The organism is Pleomorphomonas carboxyditropha (genome assembly GCF_002770725.1).
In the GTDB taxonomy this organism is placed as follows: Bacteria; Pseudomonadota; Alphaproteobacteria; order Rhizobiales; family Pleomorphomonadaceae; genus Pleomorphomonas; species Pleomorphomonas carboxyditropha.
On sequence record NZ_NQVN01000017.1, the window covers coordinates 17,789 to 43,383 of the forward strand.

Annotated in this window: 25 protein-coding genes; 15 read left to right on the forward strand and 10 right to left on the reverse strand. The window is 68.3% G+C overall.

All coding sequences use genetic code 11. The annotated features are described in order from the left end of the window. Nucleotides 1-9: 9 nt before the first annotated feature. Nucleotides 10-1,101 carry a D-alanine--D-alanine ligase family protein gene (locus CJ014_RS19735; protein ID WP_100082218.1) on the forward strand — a complete coding sequence of 364 codons (1,092 nt, stop codon included), beginning with the start codon at nucleotides 10-12 and terminating at the stop codon, nucleotides 1,099-1,101. 49 nt (nucleotides 1,102-1,150) lie between these two features. Here CJ014_RS19735 and CJ014_RS19740 read toward each other — a convergent pair whose 3' ends face one another. Then, nucleotides 1,151-2,257, reverse strand: a complete 1,107-nt coding sequence (locus tag CJ014_RS19740; protein ID WP_100082219.1) for a TRAP transporter substrate-binding protein — start codon at nucleotides 2,255-2,257, stop codon at nucleotides 1,151-1,153. Between the two features lie 290 nt (nucleotides 2,258-2,547). Between CJ014_RS19740 and CJ014_RS19745 the strand changes: the two genes are divergently transcribed. Continuing rightward, entirely contained in the window at nucleotides 2,548-3,294 is a 747-nt protein-coding gene (locus tag CJ014_RS19745) for a gamma-glutamyl-gamma-aminobutyrate hydrolase family protein (RefSeq protein WP_100082220.1), read from the forward strand. Between the two features lie 3 nt (nucleotides 3,295-3,297). On the opposite strand, the gene CJ014_RS19750 is transcribed toward CJ014_RS19745, so the two are convergent. From CJ014_RS19750 to CJ014_RS19760, 3 genes are all read right to left on the reverse strand, one after another. Next, on the reverse strand, nucleotides 3,298-4,362 hold the full coding sequence (locus CJ014_RS19750) for a nickel/cobalt transporter (RefSeq protein WP_100082221.1): 1,065 nt from the start codon (nucleotides 4,360-4,362) through the stop codon (nucleotides 3,298-3,300). Beyond that, nucleotides 4,353-5,018 carry a DUF1007 family protein gene (locus CJ014_RS19755; RefSeq protein WP_165790920.1) on the reverse strand — a complete coding sequence of 222 codons (666 nt, stop codon included), beginning with the start codon at nucleotides 5,016-5,018 and terminating at the stop codon, nucleotides 4,353-4,355. The genes CJ014_RS19750 and CJ014_RS19755 overlap by 10 nt, the downstream gene beginning before the upstream one ends. Before the next feature lie 71 nt (nucleotides 5,019-5,089). Further along, nucleotides 5,090-6,034 carry a LysR family transcriptional regulator gene (locus CJ014_RS19760; RefSeq protein WP_100082223.1) on the reverse strand — a complete coding sequence of 315 codons (945 nt, stop codon included), beginning with the start codon at nucleotides 6,032-6,034 and terminating at the stop codon, nucleotides 5,090-5,092. A 905-nt stretch (nucleotides 6,035-6,939) separates the two neighbouring features. On the opposite strand from CJ014_RS19760, the gene CJ014_RS19765 reads away from it, so the two are divergent. The 5 genes from CJ014_RS19765 (at nucleotide 6,940) to CJ014_RS19785 (ending at nucleotide 11,958) form a co-directional block, all read left to right on the forward strand. After that, the gene (locus tag CJ014_RS19765; protein ID WP_100082224.1) at nucleotides 6,940-8,085 is read left to right on the forward strand and encodes a type III PLP-dependent enzyme; all 1,146 of its coding nucleotides are present in this window, start codon (nucleotides 6,940-6,942) and stop codon (nucleotides 8,083-8,085) included. Between the two features lie 84 nt (nucleotides 8,086-8,169). Beyond that, nucleotides 8,170-8,700, forward strand: coding sequence for a GNAT family N-acetyltransferase (locus CJ014_RS19770; RefSeq protein WP_100082225.1), 531 nt, complete (start codon nucleotides 8,170-8,172; stop codon nucleotides 8,698-8,700). Nucleotides 8,701-8,954: 254 nt separating this feature from the next. Then, nucleotides 8,955-9,938, forward strand: a complete 984-nt coding sequence (locus tag CJ014_RS19775; RefSeq protein WP_100082304.1) for an SPFH domain-containing protein — start codon at nucleotides 8,955-8,957, stop codon at nucleotides 9,936-9,938. A gap of 14 nt (nucleotides 9,939-9,952) precedes the next feature. Next, nucleotides 9,953-10,411 carry an NfeD family protein gene (locus CJ014_RS19780; protein ID WP_245427476.1) on the forward strand — a complete coding sequence of 153 codons (459 nt, stop codon included), beginning with the start codon at nucleotides 9,953-9,955 and terminating at the stop codon, nucleotides 10,409-10,411. Nucleotides 10,412-10,590: 179 nt separating this feature from the next. Further along, entirely contained in the window at nucleotides 10,591-11,958 is a 1,368-nt protein-coding gene (locus CJ014_RS19785; protein WP_133121886.1) for an outer membrane beta-barrel protein, read from the forward strand. A 9-nt stretch (nucleotides 11,959-11,967) separates the two neighbouring features. Here CJ014_RS19785 and CJ014_RS19790 read toward each other — a convergent pair whose 3' ends face one another. Beyond that, complete coding sequence (locus CJ014_RS19790; RefSeq protein WP_100082227.1) at nucleotides 11,968-12,888, reverse strand: DMT family transporter; 921 nt, start codon at nucleotides 12,886-12,888, stop codon at nucleotides 11,968-11,970. A 259-nt stretch (nucleotides 12,889-13,147) separates the two neighbouring features. Here CJ014_RS19790 and CJ014_RS19795 point away from each other — a divergent pair, with 259 nt between their 5' ends. Further along, complete coding sequence (locus CJ014_RS19795) at nucleotides 13,148-14,443, forward strand: adenylosuccinate synthase (protein ID WP_100082228.1); 1,296 nt, start codon at nucleotides 13,148-13,150, stop codon at nucleotides 14,441-14,443. A gap of 131 nt (nucleotides 14,444-14,574) precedes the next feature. Then, a complete protein-coding gene (locus CJ014_RS19800) occupies nucleotides 14,575-16,425 on the forward strand; it encodes a hypothetical protein (protein ID WP_100082229.1) in 1,851 nt (616 codons plus the stop codon). Nucleotides 16,426-16,468: 43 nt separating this feature from the next. Here CJ014_RS19800 and CJ014_RS19805 read toward each other — a convergent pair whose 3' ends face one another. Continuing rightward, nucleotides 16,469-16,789 (reverse strand): DMT family transporter, encoded by a 321-nt coding sequence (locus tag CJ014_RS19805; RefSeq protein ID WP_100082230.1) that lies wholly within the window; start codon nucleotides 16,787-16,789, stop codon nucleotides 16,469-16,471. Between the two features lie 126 nt (nucleotides 16,790-16,915). Then, on the reverse strand, nucleotides 16,916-17,269 hold the full coding sequence (locus CJ014_RS19810) for a hypothetical protein (RefSeq protein ID WP_100082231.1): 354 nt from the start codon (nucleotides 17,267-17,269) through the stop codon (nucleotides 16,916-16,918). Nucleotides 17,270-17,361: 92 nt separating this feature from the next. Here CJ014_RS19810 and CJ014_RS19815 point away from each other — a divergent pair, with 92 nt between their 5' ends. From CJ014_RS19815 to rpmE, 3 genes are all read left to right on the forward strand, one after another. Next, nucleotides 17,362-18,393, forward strand: coding sequence for an RluA family pseudouridine synthase (locus CJ014_RS19815; protein WP_100082232.1), 1,032 nt, complete (start codon nucleotides 17,362-17,364; stop codon nucleotides 18,391-18,393). 135 nt (nucleotides 18,394-18,528) lie between these two features. Further along, nucleotides 18,529-19,425, forward strand: coding sequence for an RNA polymerase sigma factor RpoH (gene rpoH / locus CJ014_RS19820; RefSeq protein WP_100082233.1), 897 nt, complete (start codon nucleotides 18,529-18,531; stop codon nucleotides 19,423-19,425). Between the two features lie 246 nt (nucleotides 19,426-19,671). Then, a complete protein-coding gene (rpmE, locus tag CJ014_RS19825) occupies nucleotides 19,672-19,899 on the forward strand; it encodes a 50S ribosomal protein L31 (RefSeq protein WP_100082234.1) in 228 nt (75 codons plus the stop codon). 91 nt (nucleotides 19,900-19,990) lie between these two features. Here the strand turns inward: rpmE and rcdA are convergent, their stop codons facing one another. Further along, on the reverse strand, nucleotides 19,991-20,524 hold the full coding sequence (gene rcdA, locus CJ014_RS19830; RefSeq protein WP_100082235.1) for a protease adaptor protein RcdA: 534 nt from the start codon (nucleotides 20,522-20,524) through the stop codon (nucleotides 19,991-19,993). Between the two features lie 467 nt (nucleotides 20,525-20,991). Next, nucleotides 20,992-21,183 (reverse strand): DUF1192 domain-containing protein, encoded by a 192-nt coding sequence (locus CJ014_RS19835; protein WP_100082236.1) that lies wholly within the window; start codon nucleotides 21,181-21,183, stop codon nucleotides 20,992-20,994. A gap of 129 nt (nucleotides 21,184-21,312) precedes the next feature. On the opposite strand from CJ014_RS19835, the gene CJ014_RS19840 reads away from it, so the two are divergent. The 3 genes from CJ014_RS19840 (at nucleotide 21,313) to CJ014_RS19850 (ending at nucleotide 23,666) form a co-directional block, all read left to right on the forward strand. After that, a complete protein-coding gene (locus tag CJ014_RS19840; RefSeq protein WP_100082237.1) occupies nucleotides 21,313-22,317 on the forward strand; it encodes an NAD(P)H-quinone oxidoreductase in 1,005 nt (334 codons plus the stop codon). A 127-nt stretch (nucleotides 22,318-22,444) separates the two neighbouring features. Next, nucleotides 22,445-23,146, forward strand: coding sequence for a DUF1013 domain-containing protein (locus CJ014_RS19845; protein WP_245427479.1), 702 nt, complete (start codon nucleotides 22,445-22,447; stop codon nucleotides 23,144-23,146). Nucleotides 23,147-23,483: 337 nt separating this feature from the next. Continuing rightward, nucleotides 23,484-23,666, forward strand: a complete 183-nt coding sequence (locus CJ014_RS19850) for a YdcH family protein (protein ID WP_100082239.1) — start codon at nucleotides 23,484-23,486, stop codon at nucleotides 23,664-23,666. A gap of 176 nt (nucleotides 23,667-23,842) precedes the next feature. Here CJ014_RS19850 and CJ014_RS19855 read toward each other — a convergent pair whose 3' ends face one another. Further along, a complete protein-coding gene (locus CJ014_RS19855; protein WP_100082240.1) occupies nucleotides 23,843-25,012 on the reverse strand; it encodes an OpgC family protein in 1,170 nt (389 codons plus the stop codon). Nucleotides 25,013-25,595: the final 583 nt, after the last annotated feature.

A 25,595-nucleotide genomic window follows, 5' to 3' on the forward strand; every position in this document is an offset into this window, starting at 1 on the left:
GAGGTCGCCGTGACCGTTTCCGAAACCATCAAGCCCCGCATTGCCGTGCTGTTCGGCGGCCGATCCGCCGAGCACGAGGTGTCGGTGATGTCGGCCGAAAACGTCATGCGGGCGATCGACCCCGTGCGCTACGAAGCCGTTCCGATCTATATCGACCGGCAGGGCGCCTGGCGGCTGAGCTCCTTCGACGGCGGCAGACTCGCCCGGCCGGAGGCCGGCGCGCGGCTGACGCTGGTTCCGGGCGGCGGCGGCCGGCTGGTCGCTCTGCCCGACGCCGGGGCCGCCTACGATCTGCCGTCCGTCGACCTGATGTTCCCGGTGCTGCACGGCCAGAACGGCGAGGACGGCTCGCTGCAGGGGGTGGCCCGCGCGGCGCGGCTGCCGCTCGTCGGCTGCGACATTCTCGGGTCGGCGACCACGCTCGACAAGGACGTCGCCAAGCGCCTTCTCAGGGAAGCGGGGCTGCCGGTCGCCCGCTGGGTGGCGATCCGCCGCGATGCCGTTCCCGCCTTCGACGGGCTCGCGCGCCATCTGGGATTGCCGCTGTTCGTCAAGCCGGCGTCGCAAGGCTCTTCGGTCGGCGTCAGCAAGGTGTCGACCGAAGCGGAATTCCAGGCGGCGCTGGCCGAAGGGTTCAAGTACGACCGCAAGCTTCTGGCCGAAGAGTTCGTCGGCGGGCGCGAGATAGAATGCGCCGTGCTGGAGGATGCCGACGGCGTGCTGTCGGTCTCCCGGCCGGGCGAGATCGTGCCGGCGGCGCGGCATGGGTTCTACAGCTACGACGCCAAGTATATCGATGCCGGCGGCGCCGAGCTGAAGGTTCCGGCCGACCTGCCGGCCGACCTCGAACGGACGCTTCGCGATACCGCCGGCGCCGCGTTCCGGGCAACCGGCTGCGATGGCTGGACCCGGGTGGATTTCTTCGTGGCCGCCGATGGCCGCTTTCTCGTCAACGAGCTCAACACCATACCCGGCTGTACCGACATCAGCATGTATCCGCTGGCCATGGCGGCGAGCGGCGTGCCCATGCGCGACGTCGTCGATCGTCTCGTGCGGCAGGCGCTTGCCCGCCACGCCGCCGCGGACGGGCTCGGCTCATGAAAAGCCGCCCGGTCCGTCGGGGCCGGGCGGCGTATGAGACGGCGGGCGATTACTTGCCGGCGGCCTGCTGCGAGTAGACGTAGCTGTCGAAGTTGTATTCGGCGACGCGGAACCACTGGTAGCTTTCGGCGCGGAACTGCATCCACGGCTCGTAGATCTTCTTGAAGGCCGGATTCTTCGCCGCTTCGTCCTCGTAGAGCTTGAAGGTGGCGTCGTAGGCGGCGTCGAGGATCTCGCGGCTGAACGGCCGGAGCTGCACGCCCTGCGCCACCAGCCGCTTCAGGGCGGCGAAGTTGCGGGCGTCGTAGGCGGCGGTCATGTCGTCGTTGGCGAGCGCGGCGGCCGCCCTCAGCACGGCCTTGTAGGCCGTCGGCAGCTCTTCCCACTTCTTCTTGTTGATCATGTACTGCAGCGCCGACGAGCCTTCCCAGAAGCTCGGGTAATAGTAGTATTTCGCCACCTGGTAGAGGCCGAGCCGCTCGTCGTCATAGGGGCCGACCCACTCGGTGGCGTCGATGGTGCCCTTCTCCAGCGCCGGGTAGATGTCGGGCGCCGGGATCTGCTGCGGCACCACGCCGAGCATGGACAGCACCCTGCCGCCGACGCCGCCGACGCGGAACTTCAGGCCCTGAAGATCGGCGACGGTGTTGATCTCGTTGCGGAACCAGCCGCCCATCTGCGTGCCGGTGTTGCCGCCGAGCAGCATCACCGCGTTGTAGTTGGCGAGGAAGTCGTTCATCAGGTCGAGGCCGCCGCCCTGGTAGATCCAGGCCTGCTGCTGGCGGGTGTTGAGGCCGAAGGGCAGCGAGGTGGCGATGGCAAACGTCAGGTCCTTGCCGATGAAATAGTAGGAGGCGGTGTGGGTGATCTCGACGGTGTCGTTCTGCACGGCGTCGAGCACCTGCAGCGCCGGCACCAGCTCGCCGGCCGGGAACACCTGGATCTGGAACTTGCCGTCGGTCGCCTCGGAGACGGTCTTGGCGAACAGCTCGGAAGAGCCGAAGATGGCGTCGGTCGATTTCGGGAAGCTCGAGGCGAGGCGCCATTTGATCTCCGGCTGCGATTGCGCGATGGCCGGCATGGCGAGCGTCCCCACGCTCGCCGCGGCGCCGGTGGAGACGAGCCCGGCTTTCCTGATGAACTGACGACGATCCATGCGATCCTCCCTTGCCCCTTATGTCCTGGCCGCCGCATGGCGCGGCGGCATCGTTGAAACGCGAAAGCGGCGCTCGCTTCCGACGGAAGGCGGAAGCGGCACGGGCAGCATTAGAAACGGAAATTTCGGCATGGCGCAATTAGTTCATGCTTCAATCCTGCAAACTTTTCCGAAAGTTGCGTGAAATCGTCACCGGCGGCGACAGCCGTCCTCCGGGCTCAAAGATTGCTCTCCCGTTCGGCCGGCCGATCGGTTAACAAGGACAGGTTCCCAACGCTTCGGATCCGTTCATGACCACTCCCGTCGTCCTCTTCACTTCCGACGCCCGCGACTTCGACGGCTACACCTGGCACTCAGCCCCCACCACCTATCTCGAGGCGGTGCTCGACGTGTCCGGCGGCCTGCCGGTGATTCTCTCGGCCTTCGGGCCGCGCCTCGATCTCGACGCCGTTCTCGACCGGGTCGACGGCGTCGTGGCGACGGGCTCGAAGACCAACGTCCACCCGTCGCACTACGGCGTGGCGGCGACCGAGGCGATGGGGCCTTACGACGAGGTGCGCGACGCCACCAGCCTGCCGCTGATCCGGCGGACCATCGAGCGCGGCATCCCGCTGCTCTGCATCTGCCGCGGCCTGCAGGAGCTCAACGTGGCGCTGGGCGGCTCGCTCGCCTCCGACGTGCAGGAGCTGCCCGGCCGCATGGACCACCGCCATCCCGACGTCGCCGACATGGACGGCAAGTTCGCCATCCGCCACGGCGTGACGATCGCCGCCGGCGGCTGCCTCGGACGCATCGTCGAGGGCGAAATTCAGGTCAACTCGCTGCACCGGCAGGCGGTGGCCCGCCTGTCCGACCGTCTGGCCGTCGAGGCGACGGCGCCGGACGGCACCATCGAGGCGGTGTCGGTGAAGGGGGCGCCGGGCTTCACGCTGGGCGTCCAGTGGCATCCCGAATATTGGGGAGCGGCCGACGGTCCGTCGAAGGCCATTCTCGAGGCGTTCGGCGCGGCGATCGCCGCCGAGGCGGCCCGCCGCTAATCCTCAGCCCCAGAGCGAGGCGCCGAGCATCAACAGGCCGAACAGCAGCACGACGACCGCCGCGCCCGCCTCGATGACGGCGTGCAGGCGGTAGGCGGTGTCGCCGCCGCCGGTGGCGGCGAGGCGGACGGCGAGGCCGCGCGTGGTGACGGCGGCGAGCGTCAGCACGGCGACGGTGAGGCCGGTGCCGAGCGCCATGGCGAAGGCCGAGGCGATGCCGGCGGCGAACAGGCCCTGGCTCAGGGCGAATACCAGCACGATCAGCGCGCCGGTGCAGGGGCGGAGGCCGACGGCGACCACCGCCGACCACGCCTTCTTCCAGTCGAGGCGGCCGGCGGCGACCTCCGGCGACGGCGCGTGCAGATGGCCGCAGCCGTCGTCATGGATATGGCGGGCCGGCTTCAGCCCGAGCCGCTGATGGTCGTGGCCGCAATCGTCGTGGGAGAGGGCGGTGGAAAAGCTCGCCGTCATCACCGCCGGAGCGCCGCCCACGGTCACGGCGACGGGGGCATAGCGCTCGGCGAGCCAGTCGCCGACCGGACGGACGATCTTGCGCCAGACCAGCCAGAGGCCGAGCAGGACGATCAGCGCGAAGGATCCGGTCTCCAGCGCCGCCGCCGCCCGCGTCATGGCGATGGAGGTGGCGCCGAGCAGCACGGCGGCGACCACCACCATGACGACGGCCGTCACCGCCTGGGCCAGCGCCGAGACGAGGGCGAGGAGGGCGCCGTTGCGGGCCGTCTCGCGATTGGCCAGCACATAGGTGGAGATGACGGCCTTGCCGTGGCCGGGGCCGACGGCGTGCAGCACGCCATAGAGGAAGGAGAGCGCCATCAGCCACAGGCCGGCGCTGCCGTTCGCCTTCATGGCCGACAGCGTTGCCGTGAGGTCGCGATAGAACCCGGCCTGCCAGCCGGCGATCAGCCGAAAGAGCCCGGGAAGGAAGCCGCCGCCGGTGGCGGCCGGCTCCGGCAGGCCGACGCCGAACGGGCCCGTCCCGGCGAGGGCCGGCATGGCGGCGAGAAGGAGCACGGCGGCGAGGCCGAGACGGCGGGCGTTCAGGGACATGCGATATCGGCCCCGTTGGTCTGATCGTCGGCCAGAAGCTGCAACGCGGGCGGCAGGTTGCGCTGGTCGGCCGGCACGGCGGCCAGCGCGGCGGCGGCGGCCGGGTCCATGTCGGGCGGCCGGAACGCCTTGGCGGCGCAGGCGGCGGGGGCGCCGTCGAGCACGATCGGGCCATCCTTGTCGTCGATCATGCGGAAGGCGACGAAGAAGGTCGGATCGTAGATCTCCAGCCGGATCTTGCCGGCGGCCTTCACCGGCGCCTTGGTCGGCAGGGTGAAGAACAGGATGAGGTGGCCGCCGTCGTCCTGCAGCCAGTATTCGGTGGGCTTGTCGAAGTCGATGTCCTCGCCGCCGGCCCCGGTGATGAACGTGAAGTAGGCGTAGTCCTTCAGCGATTCGACGTTGATGTCGGCGAGCGGCTTCAGTTCGTCGGTGCTGAGCTTGCCGTCGCCGTTGGTGTCGAGGCCCTGGCTGGCAAAGGCCGAATAGGCGTCGTCGAAGCGCCAGATGTTGCGGACGGCGGTGATTTCGCCCTTGCCGTCGAACACCAACTCGGCCTTGGCGTCCACCCAGACATGCGGGTGGGCAAGGACGGGCGCGGCCGCACCGAAGGCGCCGACGAGCATGGCGGCGAAAAAGATCGTCCTCTTGGTCAACAGCGTCACCCCGTGGCGGCGGCGGTCAGCGCCTCCGGCGACACATCGCTGCCAAACAAGGCGGCACGATGTCAATGCGGCTCGGCCGTCTCCGCCGCCGGGCTGGTCGGGCCGGTGCCGCATTCGTCGCCGTTCTTCTGGAACCAGTCGGCCATGAAGTCGACGAAGGCGCGGATCTTGGCGGAGAGGTGCCGGCGGTGCGGGTAGACGACGTAGATGCTGGCCGCGCCCAGCTCGAAGTCGGGCAGCACGATCCTGAGCCGGCCGGCGGCGACATCGTCCTCCACCATCTTGTAGGGCACCGAGCCGAAGCCGAGGCCGGCCAGCACGGCGAGGCGCACCGCCGACGGCGAGTTCACCTCGACGCGGCCGGACACCGGCACCGTCTGCCGGGTGCCGTTGACCAGGTAGCGCCAGTTGAAGCGGTTGCGGAGATTGGAATCGATGATGCAGGGAAGCCGCGTCAGGTCGTCGGGCGTGTCCGGCAGGCCGTGCACGGCGGCGACGTCGGGGCGGACGACGGTGGCGAAACGATAGTCGGCAAGCTTGCGGGCGATCAGGCTCGAATCGGAGAGCTCGCTGACGCGGATGGCGCAGTCGAAGCCCTCGTCGATCAGGTCGACGAAGCGGTCGTCGAGCCGGAGGTCGAGGCGGATGGCGGGATTGGCCGCCACGAAATCCATGATCGCCTTGCCGAGCATCGAATCGCCGAAAGTGCGCGGGGCGGCGACGCGCAACAGGCCGGTGGGCTCGCCGTGGCGTTCGCGCACCATGTCCTGAAGATCGTCGACCCTTTGAAGGATTTCACCGGCATCGCGGAAATAGGCCTGTCCCAGTTCGGTGAGCGCCAGGCGCCGCGTCGTGCGATTCATCAGGCGGGCGCCCAACTCGTCCTCGAGTTCCTTGACGTATTTGGAGATCAGGGCCTTCGACCGGCCGAGCTTTCGTGCGGCCGCGGAGAATCCGCCCGCTTCGACGACCTCCACGAAAGTACGCATGCGAGTGAATGTATCCATTGTCCGCCGCCAGTTTGAGGACGCTCCGGTCTTTCGGCGATATCCTGCAAGCGATTCCGTGGCCTCCGGAACGCCCGCAAGATGGCGAAAGCGCTTTAGGACCGACCATGTGGCAGCCCTGCAATCGGCCTACCGGCAGTCGCGCCCATTAACTCTAATGACCTGAATCCAATCAGTTCCGTCAATATGAAAAATAAGGTCTCCATCGCAGAATCATGCGATTTTCTGCTGATTTACGTATAGTTTCCCGTGAGTGGACAATCGAATTCTTCCCGTTGAACTACTGCCGCTTCGGCAGCGTCGTTTGGACTTGGCATCGGGCGAGGCGAGGAGCGCCGCGCCTCCCTCCGGCGGAGGTGTCGCAGCGGGGGCACACCGCATGAAATTGTCGTCACAAACGGATTTTCGGGCTGGAAGGTCTTGCGGAAGGGGGCGACGCAGAGTACATGCGTCCTTGCCCAATTTCGCACGTGCCTGTGGTTGCGTGCCGGTTTCGCTAGGGCCGCTAACGGCGGTTCCGGCGAGGGCAAACCGGTGACCGGAGTTAAACCGGGTCTAAGCCGCTTCTCAAGCGGCGGACGCGACTTAAAGCAACGACGTAGAGGGCTTTTTTGGTCTCTGCCGGCGCTCCAAACGCCGACGTTACTGAAGAGGCACTACTTCCTTGCCGGACGTGCGGACTGGAGTCATCCGTCCAATCAAAGGCTGCACGACCAAAGGTTCCGCTCGCACGGCGCATCTTCGCCGGGCGCTCTGAGTCTCAGGTCGTAACCGACATCCACCGCCCGCCGGCAACGGCAGGCGACGAGGATGCATTCGCTCGCGCGTGCCGGGTCCACACCGGTCGCGGAGAGAGGCTGCTCATCCTCAGAATACAGTGTTTGGACGACGGAGTTCCCTGGGCCATGACCGCGCGCATCCTCGATTTCCTTGCCAGCCGACGACCCGAAGGCCCCTGCCTCGTGGTCGACCTCGATGTCGTCCGCGACAACTTCAACGCCTTCCGCCACGCCTTGCCCGACACCCGCATCTACTACGCGGTGAAGGCCAATCCGGCGCCGGAGGTGCTGCAGCTGCTCGCCGACCTCGGCTCGTCCTTCGACTGCGCCTCGATCCCGGAGATCGAGATGGTGCTGGCCACCGGCGCCACCGCCGACCGCATCTCCTTCGGCAACACCATCAAGAAGGAGCGCGACATCGCCCGCGCCCTGGAGCTGGGCGTCAACCTGTTCGCCGTCGACTGCGAGGCCGAGGTGGACAAGGTGGCCCACCAGGCCGAGGCGACCGGCCAGCGCCGCGCCAAGGTGTTCTGCCGCATCCTCTGCGACGGCGCCGGCGCCGAGTGGCCGCTCAGCCGCAAGTTCGGTTGCGACCCGTCGATGGCCGCCGAGGTGCTGGAGCACGCCCATCGCGCCGGCCTCACCGCCTACGGCATCTCCTTCCACGTCGGTTCGCAGCAGGGCAATGTCGAGGCCTGGGACGGCGCGCTGTCGTCGGCCGCCGCCATCTTCGGCGAGCTGGCCGAGCGCGGCATCCAGCTCAGGATGGTCAACCTCGGCGGCGGCTTCCCGACCCGTTATCTGAAGGACGTGCCGGCGACGGAGGCCTACGGCCGCTCGATCGACGAGGCGGTGCGCCGCCACTTCGGCAACCACGTGCCGGAGACGATCATCGAGCCGGGCCGCGGCATGGTCGGCGGCGCCGGCATGATCAAGGCGGAAGTGGTGCTGATCTCCAAGAAGCATCGCGACGACGCGCAGCGCTGGGTCTACCTCGACATCGGCAAGTTCGGCGGCCTCGCCGAGACGATGGAAGAGGCGATCCGCTATCCGATCCGCACCCGCCACGACGGCGGCGCCACGGCGCCCTGCGTGCTGGCCGGCCCGACCTGCGACAGCGCCGACGTGCTCTACGAGAAGACGCCCTACGAGCTGCCGATCAGCCTGGAGATCGGCGACGAGGTGCTGATCGAAGGCACCGGCGCCTACACCACGACCTATTCGGCGGTGGCCTTCAACGGCTTCTCGCCGCTCAAGTCCTACGTGATCTGATCCCGCTCCGGGCGGCCAGCCTCCGACCGGTTCCTTTGTGACTTCATCGCCCCGCCGGCAGCGGCGGGGGACGGGGTTGCCTCGATGATCGCCTACATGAACGAACAGACGGGTGACGTTTTCGCCCGCGAGATGCTGCTCGACCGCGCCTTCGGGCCGGCCCGCTTCCGCAAATCCTCGGAGAAGATCCGCTCGGGGCGTCTTCCCGCCGAGGGGCTGGCGCTCGTTGCCCGGGACGGCGACCGTCTCGTCGGCAGCGTGCGCCTGTGGGACGCGGCGGCCGACGGCAGCGGCACGCCGCTGTTGCTGCTCGGTCCGCTCGCCGTCGAGGACGACTGCCGCGGCGCCGGCATCGGCGCCGCGCTGATGCGGCTCGCCGTCGAGCGGGCGCGGGCACTCGGCCACGGCGCCGTCGTGCTGGTGGGCGACGAGCCCTACTACCGGCGCTTCGGCTTCTCGACCGACGGCATGGAGCGGCTTGCCATGCCCGGTCCCTTCGAGCCGGCCCGTTTCCTGGGGCTGGAGCTCGTCGCCGGTGCGCTCGGCGGCGCCGAGGGCGTGCTCCGGCCGGCCGGCCGCCTCGTTCCGGCGGAGCCCGCGACCGTCGCCGCCTGATTCGGCGGTCGCCAATGGCGATTGCTTTTTTTCTGCCTCGGGCGCCGGCGGGCCTCCGGCCCCTGGCTTCCGCTCCGCTTTACGTCTTTCGGGGCTTCGTCCCGAAAGACTCGCTTCGCGCGGCGCCGCTTGGCGCCGGAAGCCGCTCCGCGGCTTCGCGCATGTGACGGTGGGGCCGGCGCGGCATTTGAAATCCTCTCCGGAAGTGCTTAGATTTCATGGGCATTTCCGGGGAGGCTCAGATGGATGTGTTTTTGAGTGGCGGCGACATCGCCATCATCGCGCTGGTGCTGTTCGCCATCATCGTCGTGTTCGCCGGCATCAAGCAGGTGCCGCAGGGCTATAACTGGACCGTCGAGCGCTTCGGCCGCTACACGCGCACGCTCCAGCCCGGCCTCAACCTGATCGTTCCGTTCTTCGACCGCGTCGGCGCCAAGCTCAACCGCATGGAGCAGGTGCTGGACGTGCCGAGCCAAGAGGTGATCACCCGCGACAACGCCACCTGCACCGTCGACGGCGTCGCCTTCTACCAGGTGCTCGACGCGGCGCGCGCCGCCTATGAAGTGTCCAACCTCAAGAGCGCCATCCTCAACATCACCATGACCAACATCCGCACGGTGATGGGCTCGATGGACCTCGACAACCTCCTCTCCAACCGCGACGAGATCAATGCCCGCCTGCTGCACGTGGTCGACGCGGCGACCGAGGCCTGGGGCGTCAAGATCACCCGCGTCGAGATCAAGGACATCAATCCGCCGGCCGACCTCGTCGCCTCGATGGCCCGGCAGATGAAGGCGGAGCGCGAGAAGCGCGCCCAGATCCTCGAGGCCGAGGGCCTGCGCCAGTCGGCCATCCTGAAGGCCGAGGGCGAGAAGCAGGCGCAGGTGCTGCAGGCCGAGGGCCGGCGCGAGGCCGCCTTCCGCGACGCCGAGGCGCGCGAACGCCTCGCCGAGGCCGAGGCCAAGGCGACGGCGCTGGTGTCCGAGGCGGTGTCGAACGGCGACGTGCAGGCGCTCAACTACTTCATCGCCGACAAGTATACGCAGGCGCTCGGTCAGTTCGCCCATTCGCCCAACCAGAAGATCCTGATGCTGCCGGTCGAGGCGTCGGCGCTGATCGGCTCGCTGGGCGGCATCGCCGAACTGGCCCGCTCCGCCTTCGCCGATGACGGTTCGCGGGGCGGCCCGACCGACGCTTCGCCGCGCCGGCGCGGCGTCGTGCCGCCGGTCGGCGGCTGAGGGGAAGGGCCATCATGGGTTTGCTCGAAGGGTTGATCGTTTATCTCGGGCCGTGGTCGTGGCTGCTGCTGGCGCTGCTGCTCGCCGGCGTCGAGGTGGTGGTGCCCGGCACCTTCTTCATCTGGTTCGGCGCGGCGGCGCTGGTCGTCGGGCTGCTGGCGCTGGCCGTCGCCATGAGCTGGCAGGTGGAGCTGGTGCTGTTCGTCCTGCTGTCGGCGGCGGCGGTGCTGATCGGCCGGCGCGTCTACGGCCGGGCGGCCAAGGAGAGCGACGGCCTGGCCAACGACCGGCTCGGCCGGCAGGTCGGCCGCCTTGCCGTGGTCGACCGGGCGATCGAGGGCGGCTCCGGCCATATCCGCCTCGACGACACCATCTGGCGGGCCGACGGGCCGGACCTGCCGGCCGGCGCGCGGGTGCGGATCATCGGCCATCGCGACGGCCGCTTCCTGATCGAGCCCGAGACCGGCGGCTGACGCACGGCGCTCCGATATCGCCGGCTGCGTCCCGTCGGACAGATGGGACGCGGCGGATGTCCTAACGCCTCGTTAACCATCTCCCTTTACTCTTCGTCAATACTGGACACCGCTCGGGGCGGTGAGCGCGGCGACGGAGGCAAGGCGTGCATCGGCGGCAGACCTTTCAGGTGCTGACGATGGCGTCCGTCCTCCTCGCCGCGCCGTCCTATGCGCAGGACGCCGAGGACGCGGACGCCGCGCCGGCGCTCAGAAGCTCGCTGCCGGCCAAACCGGCCAACACGACCGCCGACCCGACGGCCGGCGAGACGGATGAGGCCACGGCGGCCAAGCCGGAGCCGGCCGAATTCGTCGTGCCGCCCCTGCGCTCCAGCCTTCCGGCGACCGATCTCCGGACGGTGATCCGGCCGGTGCCGCCGAGCCAGTCGGCCAGGCTGCCGTCAGTGGCGCCGAGCCTGCCGGCCGTCACGCGCGAGGCCGACGCCCGCGCCGAATACGAGCCGCTCGGTCTCCGCCTCGGCAGTTTCGTGATGAACGCCGCCACCTCGACCGGGCTCGGGCTTCGCTATCATTCGAGCGAGGGCGATGAAAGCTTCATCCGCTCGACCGGCGAAGTCACGGCCCGTTCCGATTGGGAGCGCAACAGCCTGGAGATGCGCCTTGCCGGCGGCTACCGCCGCTCGCTGACCGGCATCGAGGAAAAGCTGCCGGAAGGCGACGCATACCTCGCCGGCCGCTTCGACCTCACCGACGCTGACCGCCTGACGGCATCGGCCGGCTGGACGCTGCGCGACGACGAAGCGGGGGACGGCAAGGAAAACACCTTCTCCGGCACGCTCGGCTACGAGCGGTTCGGCGGCATTATCGGCCTCAAGACCGGCATCGGCATCGACCGGACGGTGAACGAGACCGACCCGACGCTCGACAATACCGCGCTGTCCTCGTCGCTGCGCCTGTCGCTCGACAGTGGCGCCATCCTGCAGCCCTTCGTGGAGATCGGCGCCTTCGGTCGCGACTTCGACCGGCCGGCGGCCGGCGACGGCCTCAGGCGCAACGGCGCCGGCGGCGAGGCGAAGGTCGGCCTGACGGCGGCGCGCGACGACCTCGCCGGCGAGATTGCCCTCGGCTACGGCTACGAGTGGCTCGACGAGGACAGGCTTGCCGACATCTCCGGCGTGGTCGGATCGGCCTCGCTGACCTGGGACGCCAGCGAGTTGCTGCGCCTGACGGGGAGCGCCTCGACCAGCTTCGCGCCGACGTCGACGGCCGGCGCCTCCGGCGTGCTCAAGCGGATCGGCGAGCTGACGGTCACCTATGCGCTGGCGCCGAACGCCTTCGTGGTGGGCGGCGGCGAGCTGATGCTGGAGGACTACGCCGGCATCGATCACCGGGTAACGACCATGACGCTGAAGGCCGGCGTCGGCTACAAGTTCAACCGGACGGTGGAGGTCGGCCTCGACGGCGAGCACAAGCTCGTCAGCTCCGACGCGGTGAGCGGCGACTATACCGACAGCAGCATCACCGCGACGCTGACCTTCCACAAATGAAGGCCGCCATCAGGCGACGGCCTCGCGGCGCTTGCTCCACTCCGCCCAGAAGATGCCGCCGAGCACCAGCGCCAGCGCCAGGGCGTGATAGGCGCGGAAGCTCTCGCCGAGCACCAGCACGGCGAGGATCGAGGCGAACACCGGGATGAGGTTGATGAACACGCCGGCCCGGCCCGGTCCGACCAGCTCGACGCCGCGCACGAAGAAGATCTGCGAGATCACCGAGGGGAAGACGGCGCAGTAGGCGACCACCAGCCAGCCGAACGGCGTCGGGGTGACATATTGGCCGATGGCGATCTCGGCGGCGAGGAAGGGCAGCGAGGTCAGGAAAGCGGCGACCGACAGGCCGGCGAAGAAGGAGATGCCGGCAATCTTCGGCCGGCGCGGCAGCAGCACGGTGTAGAGGGCATAGACGACGCAGGCGCCGAGCATCATCAGGTCGCCGGCGTTGAGATCGAGCGAGGCGAGGGTGCTCGCGTCGCCCTTGACGGCGATGACGCCGACGCCGAGGAGCGTCGTCGTCATGCCGGCCAACTGGCCGGAGCCGGCCCGCGTGCCGGCGATCAGATAGGCGAAGACGAAGACGAGGCCGGGCAGGGCGCCCTGGATGATGCCGATGTTGACCGCCGAGGTGAAATGGGCGGCGATGTAGAAGAAGGCGTTGAACGAGGTGAAGCCGAGCGCGCCCATGGCCAGCATGTAGGGCAGGCGGCCCTTCATCACCGCCCAGTCGGCAACGATGGGCCTGCGGGCGATGAGGACGAGCAGCAGCAGCACGCCCGACCAGCGGTAGGTGGTGAGCGCCATCGGCGACACCTCGCCGACGGCGAGGCGGCTCGCCACGGTGTTGCCGGCCCAGAACAGCGGCGACAGCGTGAGGAGCAGATAGGGCCGGCCGTAGAGGCGCGACCAGAAACCGTCATCAGCCACGGAACACCTCTAGCCGACTTGCTAACCGTCTCTTTCCTAGAGCCTTCCGCCGCGTTCCGCACGTCTCTTTGACGTAATCCGGTACGCCGGGTTCCGGATAAACGGCAGATTTCCGACATCGCGGCTTTCATTGGGGGGCGGGGGGCGTTATAGTCGGTCAAGCCCCGGTACCCAAGGTATCGGGGCTTTCCGTGTGCGGGCTGCCGGCGGCGGCGCGGCGCGGAAAGGTCTGACACATGAAACGACGGGACCTTTTTCAATGGCGAACGTAGTGGTGGTCGGCTCCCAGTGGGGAGACGAAGGCAAGGGCAAGATCGTCGACTGGCTGTCCGAACGGGCCGATGTGGTCGTCCGCTTCCAGGGCGGCCACAATGCCGGCCACACGCTGGTGATCGACGGTGTTTCCTACAAGCTGTCGCTGCTGCCGTCCGGCGTCGCCCGCCCGGGCAAGCTTTCGGTCATCGGCAACGGCGTCGTCGTCGATCCGCGCGCCTTCGTCAACGAGGTGACGCGCATCCGCGAGCAGGGCGTCAAGATCAGCCCGGACAACCTGCGCATCGCCGAGAACGCCACGCTCATCCTGTCCATCCACCAGGAGCTTGACGAGCTGCGCGAGAACGCCGCGTCGCCGACCACCCGCATCGGCACCACCAAGCGCGGCATCGGCCCCGCCTACGAGGACAAGGTCGGCCGCCGCGCCATCCGCCTCGTCGACCTCGCCCATCCCGAGACGCTGAACAACCGCATCGAGCGGCTGCTCGCCCACCACAATCCGCTGCGCCGCGGCCTCGGCCAGCCGGAGATCGCGCCCGAGACCATCCGCGACGAGCTGATGGCGGTGGCCGACTTCATCCTGCCCTACATGGACGTCACTTGGCGGCTGCTCGACGAGAAGCGTAAGTCCGGCTCCCGCATCCTGTTCGAGGGCGCCCAGGGCGCGCTGCTCGACAACGACCACGGCACCTATCCCTTCGTCACCGGCTCCAACACTATGGCCGGCCAGGCGGCCGCCGGCTCCGGCATGGGGCCGGGCGCGCTCGACTACGTGCTCGGCATCACCAAGGCCTACACGACGCGCGTCGGCTCCGGGCCGTTCCCGACCGAGCTGTTCGACGAGGTCGGCGACTTCCTCGGCCAGCGCGGCCACGAGTTCGGCACGGTCACCGGCCGCAAGCGGCGTTGCGGCTGGTTCGACGCCGTGCTGGTGCGGCAGACGGTGGTCGCCTCGGGCATCAACGGCATCGCGCTCACCAAGCTCGACGTGCTCGACGGCCTCGACGAGATCAAGGTGTGCATCGGCTACGAGATCGACGGCCGCACCCTCGATTACCTGCCCGCCAACCAGGAAGACCAGGCGCGGGTGAAGCCGATCTACGAGACCATGGAAGGCTGGAAGGAATCGACGGCCGGCGCCCGCTCCTGGGCCGAGCTGCCGGCGCAGGCGATCAAGTACGTGCGCCATATCGAGGAGTTGATCGGCGCGCCGGTGGCCATGTTGTCGACCAGTCCGGATCGGCTCGACACGATTCTTGTGCGTGATCCGTTTCAGGATTAAGTGATTCACCACGTTTTGCCGGCGTTCCCGCCGCAAAAAAGCCCGGCCGCCATCGCAAGGCTCGCCGTCGGGTGTCCTATCGAAACAGCGTTCCGCCGCAAGGCGGGGCGCCAAGCCGAGAGATGCGGTACATGGCCGACTACTATCCCGTATTGAAGCGTGCCATTTCCTCGCTGCCATCAGGGTCGGGCGAGGCGCGGCGCGCCGTCTACGAGAAGGCTCGGGTCGCGCTTCTCCGCCAGCTCAGCTCGTATAATCCGCCGCTGTCGCCGACCGAGATCGCCGACCAGCGCGTGGCGCTCGAGGATTGCATCCGCCGGGTCGAGGCCGAGGTGGCGGGTGTTGCCGAGGAAGCCGGGACCGGCGCGGAGCAGGCCCCGGCCGCGCCGCCCGCCGTCAAGGCGCCGCCGCCGGCGCCGGAAGAGCCCGCTCCCCGCGTCGAGCTGGAGCCGCGGCGGGAAGAGGCGCCGGCGCGCAAGGGCGGGCTGGCCTCGCTCTCGGCGCCGGAGATGAATCCGTTCCGCCATATCGAGCCGCTCGCCACGCCGGACATGAACCCGTTCCGGCACATCGAGCCGCTGCCGGCGCGCGGCGGCGCGCCCGTCCGCACCGAGCCGCCCGTCCGCGACGAGCCGTCCGACCGGGATGCGCCCCGGCCGCCGGCCAGCCTGCCGACCGAACGGCCGCGGCTGCCGACCGCCCGGCTGCCCGACGAGCGTGGCGAGCCGCGCATCGGCGTCGGCGTCAGCGCGCTGTCGCGCACGCTGAAGCAGGCCGATTCGCTGGGCGAGGCGTCGTCCACCGCCGTGCGCGCCGCGCGCCACGCCATGAACGAGGTCGAGGAGGTCGACGAGCCGATATCGGCGGAAAGGGTCGAGCCGGACCTCGGCAACGGCCGCGCCGCCGGTTCGCGCCCCGAGGCGGTTCTGCTCGGCACCTCCGATAAGCTCGACGCCGAACGGCTGCCGCCGCAGCGCGAGACGGCGACGCTGCCATGGCCGGAAGAGAACGCCGGCACCGGCCGGCGCGGCCGCCTGCTGCTCATCGGCCTCGTGGCGATCCTGGTGCTGGCGCTCGGCGGCGCCGTCTACGCATTCCGGGATACGCTGTCCGGGCTGTTCGCCGGGGCGCCGCAGGTCGAAGGCAACGCGGCGACGACCGGCGACGACGGTCTCGCCCCCAAGATCCTCGATCGGCTGCCGGCCGAGGGCGAGGCGCCGGCGGCGCCGGTCGCTCCCGATGCCGTGGCGGTGCAGACCGAGCCGGTCACCGCGCCGGCCGCCGTCGATCCCGACCTGCCGCCGGCGCCCGGCGGCGCGATGGCCCTGGCTCCGGCGACCCCGGCCCAGACGCCGCCCGCCGCCGAGGAGCCCGCCCTCGGGCCGACCTTGGCGGCGCCGGCGAGCCCGTCGGCTGCCGCCGGGACCGGCGAGACGATCGGCGTCGCCCAGAAAGCCATCCTCTACGAGGAGCCCATCCCCGGCGCGCCGGGCACCAAGCTCGACGGCACGGTGGTCTGGGCCTTCGTCAACGAGCCGGCGCTGCCCGGCGACAAGCCGGTGCCGCAGATCCGCGGCAATATCGAGATCCCCGAACTCGGCCTCAAGATGCGCCTTTCCATTCACAAGAATGACGATCAGGCGCTGCCGGCCAGCCACATCGTCGAATTCTCCTTCGACGTGCCGCCGTCGTTCGCCGGCAAGTTCATCGACGCGGCGCCCGGCATGATCGCCAAGCAGACCGAGGAAGCGCGCGGCGACACGATCACCGGCGCCGTCGCCAAGGTGTCGGACAGCCTGTTCTGGCTGGCGCTGTCGGGCCTCGAGCAGGACGTGACGCGCAACATCCAGTTGCTCAAGGAGCGGCCCTGGATCGATATCCCGATCCGCTACGGCAACCGCCGCCGGGCCATTCTCACCTTCGAGAAGGGCACGCCCGGCGAGAAGGCGTTCACCGACGCCTTCGCCGCCTGGGGAGAGTAACCTCGCGAGACCGGCGCCGCCCCTGAGCGGCGCCGGCCTTGCTTCAGGCGGGGCTCGACAGCTTCATCAGCACGAGACCGGCGAGGATCAGCGCCGCGGCGACGAGCCTCGTCGCGGTGACCGCCTCGCCGAGCACGGCGATGCCGACCGCGAAGCTGCCGACGGCGCCGATGCCGGTCCAGACCGTATAGGCGGTGCCGAGCGGCAGCGACTTCATGGCGACGGCGAGCAGGCCGAAGCTCATCAGCATGGCGACGAGGGTGACGATGCTGGCGCCGACTTGCGTGAAGCCGGCCGACAGCTTCATGCCGTAGGCCCAGACGACTTCCAGAAGTCCGGCGATCACAAGATACATCCAGGCCATGGCGGCCCTCCTTATCGTCGGGCCGGGCCGTCCCGGACTTGGAACCCGCCGCGGAAGGCGAGGGAGGGCGTTGCCTCGGGGGAGGAGATGGGACAGCCGGCCCTCGGCGTCAAGTGGAGGCCGGCGTCACTTCGCCAACAGCACGGCGCGGCCGACGAGCTTGCCGGACGGCAGGTGATGGATCTCGATCACCTTGCCCTCGGGGCCGTCGATGGTCAGCGACAGGCGGTCGGCGTCGACGTCCGTGCCGACGATGGTGCCCGGCGTCACCACCTCGATCAGCGTCTGGAACGGCGTGCCGGCCGGCGGCGCATCGTCGCCGCTCCTCGCCACGCGGAAGGCGATGGCGACGAACACGGCGATCAGGCCGACGCCGAGCGTGCCGGCGGCGATCAGCATCATGGTGCGCAGGCGGGCCTGTACCCGGGCGATGGCCGGATCGAGCGGCGCCTCGCGTTCGTCGTCGGTCGGCCCTGCCATGATGCTTTCCTTCAGCGCGAATTTCTGCGATAGGCGGCATTTAGAGCATCGGGCGCGGTTTGTCGACGCGCGCCCCCGGAGCAGAGGCCGATATGGCTGATGATGACGATATCGGCCTGGAAGACGAGTCCGGCGAGACGCGGACGGCCACCGTCGAGGCGGCGGCCAAGACGCGGTTCGACAAGCTGGTCGCCGAGGCCTTCCCCGACGTCAGCCGTTCGCGCCTGAAGGCGCTGATCGAGGCGGGCGCGGTCTCCGTCGACGGGGCGGTCGTCACCGACGCGGCGAAAAAGCTCGCCGGCAGCCTGGCGCTCGCCGTTCTGGTGCCGCCGGCCGAGGACGCGGAGCCGCAGGGCGAGGATATCCCGCTCGACGTCGTCTACGAGGACGACGACCTGATCGTCATCGACAAGCCGGCCGGCCTCGTGGTGCATCCGGCGGCCGGCAACTGGACCGGCACCTTGGTCAACGCGCTGATTGCCCATTGCGGCGACAGCCTGTCGGGCATCGGCGGCGTCCGCCGGCCGGGCATCGTCCACCGGCTCGACAAGGACACCACCGGCCTGATGGTGGTGGCGAAGAACGACCGGGCGCACGCCGGCCTCGCCGCCCAGTTCGCCGACCACGGCCGCACCGGCCCGCTCGAGCGCGGCTACCTGGCGCTGGTCTGGGGCAGCCCGGAGCCGTTTCGCGGCGTGATCGAGGCGCCGCTCGGCCGCTCGTCGTCCGACCGCACCAAGATGGCGATCATCCGGGGCGGCGGCGGCAAGGAGGCGATCACCCATTACGAGGTGGCGGAGCGCTTCCCGGCCGAGGCGGGGCGCGGCGCCGTCGCCTCGCTGGTCGAATGCCATCTCGAGACGGGGCGGACGCATCAGATCCGCGTGCATCTTTCGGCCGCCGGCCATCCGCTGGTCGGCGACGCGGTCTACGGCGCGCATTTCCTGACCAAGGCCAATCGCCTGCCGGAGGCGGCGGCATCGGCGGTGCGCGCCTTTTCCCGCCAGGCGCTGCACGCCTTCCTGATTGCCTTCGAGCATCCGGCGAGCGGCGAGCTCCTGCGCTTCGAGAGCGGACTGCCGCCGGACATGGCCGATCTCGTGGCGGCTTTCCGGGAACTTTAGGCTTTTTCACAAGTTTCCCATGAAATTGCCGGGATCGTCCCTATATTCGACTTTCAGTGCGCTTGCGTGGCAAGGCACCGAAGGGGATGCCGTGTCCGTCCGGGAGCGGTCCCGCGAACGTAAGGGGGGTGCTTGATGGCCCGTACCACATTGCCGATGATCGCCGCGGGAGAGGGCGGCCTCAGCCGCTATCTCGACGAAATCCGTCGCTTTCCGATGCTTGAGCCGCAGGAAGAATACATGCTGGCCAAGCGCTATGCCGACTATGACGACCGCGATGCTGCCCAGAAGCTCGTCACCTCGCACCTGCGCCTCGTCGCCAAGATCGCCATGGGCTATCGCGGCTACGGCCTGCCGATCGGCGAGGTCATTTCCGAAGGCAACGTCGGCCTGATGCAGGCGGTCAAGCGCTTCGAGCCGGACAAGGGCTTCCGCCTCGCCACCTATGCCATGTGGTGGATCAAGGCGGCGATTCAAGAATACATCCTGCGCTCGTGGTCGCTGGTCAAGATGGGCACGACGGCCAACCAGAAGCGGCTGTTCTTCAATCTCCGCAAGGCCAAGAGCCAGCTCCAGGCGCTCGGCGACGGCGACCTCAAGCCCGATCAGGTGGAGGCGATCGCCACCAAGCTCGGCGTGACCGAGGAAGACGTCGTGTCGATGAACCGGCGCCTCAGCGGCGACGCCTCGCTCAATTCGCCGTTGCGCTCGGACAGCGAGAGCGGCGAGTGGCAGGACTGGCTGGTCGACGACCGCGACGACCAGGAAACGGTCCTGGCCGATTCCGAGGAGCTCGATCAGCGGCGCGCCATGCTGAAGCGGGCGCTCGGCGTGCTCAACGAGCGCGAGCGCCGCATCTTCGAGGCGCGGCGGCTCGCCGAGGATCCGATGACGCTGGAAGATCTTTCCACCGAGTTCGGCGTCAGCCGCGAGCGCGTCCGCCAGATCGAGGTGCGCGCCTTCGAGAAGGTGCAGGAGGCCGTCAAGGCCCAGGCCCGCGAGCAGGTGCCGGCCGTCGTCGAGGCCGGCTGACGTTCGCCGGCCGAATGCGCGGCCGGTGGCGCGCCGCCGGCACTATCGCGCTTGTCCGCGCCGAGGCTTTGCGCTATAGAGGCGCCCGACCGGGCCATGCGGTGGACCGGAGACGAGCCGCCCGAGGTGTTCCTCGGGGCGGCTCGTTCCTCTGATGAGCCGCCGCGCGGCCGATACCCCACACCGGGCGCCCCGACAGGCCGGCGTCACTGATGCGCCCCCGCGGCGCCGGAAAGGACCGAAAAGATGAAGCAGGGCATTCATCCCGACTATCACGACATCAAGGTCGTCATGACCGACGGCAGCGAGTTCGTCACCCGCTCGTGCTACGGCGCCAAGGACGCGACGCTGAACCTCGACATCGATCCGAAGGTGCACCCGGCCTGGACCGGCGGCCAGCAGCAGTTGATGGACCGCGGCGGCCGTCTGTCGCGCTTCAATTCCAAGTTCGGCGGCCTGTTCACCAAGAAGTAAGGCGAGCCGACAGCCCGAACATGAAAAACCCCGGCGCGCGCTGCTCGCCGGGGTTTTGTTTTGGGCGTAACGGGTCGATCGAAAGTGGGAGTCAGCTTTCGACGCGGCGGGCGCCGAAAGCATTGGCGAGGCGGTCGATGTCGCGGGCGACGAGATTGGCGGCCGGTTCGGCGGCGGTTTCGTAGATCGCCTTGTCCATGTGGACGATGCGCTCGTGCAGCCGGTCGGTGCGCTCGATGATCGAGCGGAGCGCCGCCGGCAGCTCGCTCCACAGCGGGCCGGACATCACCGGCGCCTGGAAGTCGAGGCGAACCTTGTTCTTCTCGCTGCGCGCCTGCTCGGGCGACATCTCGCCCTCGTTGACGGCGCGCTGCATGAGAAGCCAGGAGGCGATCTGCATCAGCCGGGTGGTGAGGCGCATCGACTCGGTGGAATAGGCGAGCGTGGCGGCGCGGCCGAGCGCCCGGCTTTCGCTGCGGCCGTCGCCGTCGAGATAGCTCGCCGTCTCCTCGACCAGCGCCATGCCCTCGCGGAACAGCTCGCGGAACAGCTCCGAATTGAGCGCGCGGGCACCGAAGGCGATGGCCTCCGTGCCGGAATGGGACTTGCCGAATAGATCACTCATCACGCCACCTCTGCACCAGACGCTCGGACGATCGGCCCGGCCGGTTCCGCCGCCCATGAGTTGGACCGCGGAAGCGCCATCGCAAAGAAAAAGCTGGCGCGGATCGCCGCTCTTCCCCGCAATCCCCAGAACGGGACGAAATGACATCCCCTTCCGGAACAGTCGTCCGACTTTGCGATCAAGGTCGCAACAGGCATGCCAGGGACGGTCGGAGCCGGCCCGGACATGAATGAAAGGTTAACGCAAAGCGGAAAGGGAGTCTCGGCAAATCCGAGCGGCTGCATCGCGGCCCGATGCCCAAAAAAGAAGGCCGCCAGGGGCGGCCCTTCATAAGTTAAACAGGGAGGCGTCAAAAGAGTGACGAGAGCCACTCGTGATCCAACCGTGCGGATCACCGTCTTGATAAACGAAACTGGTAAATGCGCCCTTAACAATGAATATTTTTCGACGGAGGCTGGCCGGCCGGCTCAGAACTTGAACAGGGAGTCGGCGGCGCTGCGGACGTCGTCCTTCAGGCGGAGCGCTTCCTCGACCCGGCCGATCTCGGCCTGCAGCAGGTCGATGCGGGCGCGGAGTTCGGCCACCGAGAGGCGCGACAGATCCTGGCCGACGACATGCGCCGGGGGCGGCGGCTGGGGGCGATCGTCATCGATGGTCATCGAACGTCCTCCTCATTCTGGCACAGGAAAGTGAAGGCCGGCTCGCCCGGCATGTCAAGCCGGCGAAGACGGAATGAGCTAACCTCCCGGGGCTTTCAGGATCGGCGATTCGTTGCGAAGGAGCTCACCATGGCCGCGTTGCCCTCCGATATGCTGGCGATCGAAATTTCCCGTCCCGGCGGGCCGGAGGTGCTGAAGCCGGCGCGGCGGCCGCTGCCGGTCCTCTCCGCCGACGGCGTATTGATCGCCGTCGAGGCGGCCGGCATCAACCGGCCGGACGCGCTGCAGCGCCAGGGCGCCTACCCGCCGCCGCCCGGCGCCTCCGACATCCCCGGCCTCGAGGTGGCCGGCCGCATCGCGGCGGTCGGCGCCGAGGCGCGGGGGCTGGCGGTCGGCGACAGGGTGACGGCGCTGGTGGCCGGCGGCGGCTACGCCCAGTATTGCGCGGCGCCGGCCGGCAGTTGCCTGCCCTGGCCGGAGGGCTACGACGCCGTGCGGGCGGCCGCCTTGCCGGAAACCTTCTTCACCGTCTGGTCCAACGTGTTCGACCGGGGACGGCTGCGGGCCGGCGAGAGCTTCCTCGTCCATGGCGGCACGTCGGGCATCGGCACCACGGCGATCCAGCTTGCCCGCGCTTTCGGCGCGCGCGTCTTCGCCACGGCCGGCAGCGCCGACAAGTGCGACGCCTGCCGGCGGCTCGGCGCCGAGATCGCCGTCAACTACCGCGCGGAGGATTTCGTCGCCGTGCTCCAGGCGGCGACGGCGGGGCGGGGCGTCGACGTCATCCTGGACATGGTGGGCGGCGACTACGTCGACCGCAACTACGAGCTCGCCGCCGTCGACGGCCGCATCGTGCAGATCGCCTTTCTCGGCGGCGCGAAGGCCTCGGCCAACTTCGCCAGGCTGATGCAGAAGCGGCTCGTCCATACCGGCTCGACGCTGAGGCCGCGCGAGGCGGCCTTCAAGGCGGGGGTTGCCGCCTCGCTCCGCGACAAGGTGTGGCCGCTTCTTTCCGCCGGCACCGTTGCGCCGGTGATCGACCGGGTGCTGCCGTTCGACCGGGCGGCGGAGGCGCATGCCCGCCTCGAGGCCGACCACGTCGGCAAGATCGTGCTGACGCTGGAGGGCGCCTGAGAAAACTGCCCTTCGTCAATTGCGGAACGGCGGCGCCATCTGTATATAGGGGTCATTCCCCGCTCATCGTGATACGAGACGGAGGGCCGCCGGCGAAAGCCGGTGGACCAGCGAAGAGGATTTATCGATGTCGACCCCCTTGATGCCCAAGGCTACCGCCGTCTGGCTGGTCGAGAATACGGCCCTGTCGTTCGACCAGATCGCCGCTTTCTGCAAGCTGCACGCTCTCGAGGTGAAGGCCATCGCCGACGGCGAGGCGGCCCAGGGGATCAAGGGTCTCGATCCGATCCTGACCGGCCAGCTCGGCCGCGAGGATATCGAGAAGGCCGAGAAGGATCCGTCGATCCGCCTGAAGCTGCTCGATCCCAAGGTGCGGGTGCCGGAGGCCAAGCGCCGCGGGCCGCGCTATACGCCGGTGTCGCGCCGCCAGGACCGGCCGAACGCCATCCTGTGGCTGGTGCGCAACCATCCCGAACTCAAGGATGCGCAGATCATGCGCCTCGTCGGCACCACCAAGACGACGATCGCCCAGATCCGCGACCGCACCCACTGGAACTCCGCCAACCTGACGCCGGCCGATCCGGTGACGCTCGGCCTGTGCTCGCAGATCGAACTGGACATGGAGGTCGAGAAGGCGGGCAAGGCGTCGCCGGAGAAGGTGCTGACGCAGACGCTGCTGCCGGTCGAGGAGACCACCTCGCCCGACGCGCTCACCGGCTTCCGCGCCCCGTCGCGCGACGAGGAGGAGGAGCTCGACGCCGAGGCGGTGTTCGCCAAGCTCAACGCGCTGTCCGCTCCGAAGTCCGACGAGGACGACGACGACCGCTGAGCCGTCATCGCACCGGAACGATTTTTTCGACGGCCGCCCCTTCCGGAGGCGGCCGTTGTCGTTTCCGGGGTGCGTCTTGGTATTTTCGCTATCCGTGAAGACCCGCAGGGCGTCGACCGCCGGCGAAGGACATTTTTAGGGTTTGTTCAGACCTTGGTCGATGGCGCAACAAACGCGATCACGGGCTGGTTATCCGCGCAATTATACACAATAATTACAACGATAGACGCAATTTATAAACGGCGGGCCGCGCCTTGAACTCCGCGGCCATCGACTTCATATCAAAATTGTGACACGATGACCGTGTTGAGGCTTAGCCCACAGCAAGGAGGCCCGAATGTCTGTTCAGTCGCATATTGCAGAACTTGAACGCCGTCACGCCGCTCTCGAGCGTGAACTCGACGAGGCTAATCAGCACCCGAGCGTCGACGGCACGACACTGCGCGAATTGAAGCGGCAGAAGCTGGCCCTGAAAGACGAAATCGTCAAGCTGTCCTCCGAAGCCAAGGTCCTGCATTAAGGCCGCCGCGGTTCGGAACGTCATCTTAATTCGGCAAACGCCACGGCCTCTGGTCCGTGGCGTTTTGTTTTGGCACGGGCGGTTAGATCGCCTTGCGTCCTGACGGACGCAAGGCGATCTAGTTTCCTGTTGTCGCATCGGACCGAAAACCGGAGTCCACTTTTCGGTCCGATCCTTTAGGCCGCCATCGCGTCCTTGCCGGCGGCGGTCGGTTCGGGAACCGCCTTGGGAGCGGCCTTGGCCTTGCTCGCCTTGCCGAGGTAATCGAGGAAGTAGGCGAGCGCCGCCTGGGCGGTGATGCCGACGGCGATGAAGGCGATCTGCTCGACCGGGCCGGGCTGATCGGCGAACAGCACCACCTGGCCGACCACCGACAGCGCGGTTCCCAGCCAGAACACCGGCAGCGAATTGCGGCCGATGCGCGACAGCACGCCTTCCGGCGACAGACGCCCCAGCCAGCCCATGATCAGCCGGCTGTGGCCGATGACGTAGGCGAGCGACAGGATGTGCAGGAGGCGCGGCAGCGCCACCCAGGGCTTCTCGTTGATCTGGAAATTGTGCGGCAGCCAGCTCACCTCGGGGATGCTGCCGTAGAGATTGTAGCGGTGATAGACGCAGGCGGCGATCAGGTAGGCGAGCGCCAGCCACCAGAGCGGCCGGAAGAAGGGCACCGGCGTTTCGCCGCGCAGCACCCTTACGCCGGTGAAGAAGCCGACGCCGAAGATCAACTGCCAGGTGAACGGGTTGAAGAACCAGCCGCCGTTGCCCGGATAGGCCGGCATATTGAGCCCGAAGACATGGGCGGCGGCGTAGGTGGCGACCGAAGTGGCCAGCATGGCGCCGAGGCCGAAGAAGCGGGCCACCACCATCAGCACCGGCAGGAAAACCAACAGGCAGACATAGAGCGGCAGAATGTTGTGGTAGCCGATCTGCTGCGTCATCAAGGGTATGCCGATGAAGGCCTTGGTCGGCTCGGCATAGATGGTGTCGATGTTGAGGGGGGTGTTGAGAATGGGCATGCCCCACCGCTGGAGGGCGAAGCAGAAGATGCCGAGGCCGACCATCAGCGAGGCGATGTGGGCGACGTAAAGCACCACCACGCGCTTGGCGATCTTGGCCAGCGGCAGGGCGATGGCCCCGGCGTAGAAGCGGGGAAAATAGGCGAAGGCCGAGGCGACGCCGGCGAGCAGCACGAACGCCTCCGCCGAATCGGACAGGCCGAAATTCTTGTGCGTGTAGGGCTCGAGAACGTTACCCGGAATGTGGTTGATGAAGATCGACAGGAGCGCCAGGGCGCGCAGAATGTCGATCCGGTGGTCGCGTTTGCCGAGAGGCTTGATATTCATCGGTATTCTCCCGTCTCGGTGCGCCCTTCCGGGCTTTCTGCAAAACGTCTCCCGCAAGAATTGTAAGCGCCGACCTCGGCGAAGACGCGGCGGAACTATGGCCCCGGGGCTTTAACGCGTCAGAGGTCAAAGGGATGCATGGCGAGGCAAAAAAGCGGAGCGTCGGTCATTACATCGTCACCTGTCCCTGCGGGGGAGAGCGGCGGGCTCGTGCGGCCAAGGCCGGCTTGTATCGATTCGGAGCCCAGGCGGACCATGCTGCGCGTGGGGCGGATCGCCGGGTGCCGGCAGGCCGCGGATGGTCTCCGAGGAGGATCATGTCGTCCGCGCGTGCCCTCAGGGCAGGCGCGGAGCCATCGTTGTCTAGACACATTCGGCGGGGCCGGCAAGATGGAGAAAGCGCTGGGCGGGCATCCGGTCGTCGGAAAACGCGAGACAATCGCCGTGAGTCGGCTAAGTTTCCGGGCGTATTGCAAGGGGCGGGGCGCTCCTGATCGGTGTTCTCCGCCCATTCCGGACGGCCGGTTTTTCGATCGGGTGATCCGGGCGGAAAACGGCCGCGAAGGTGGCGCCACAGGGCCGG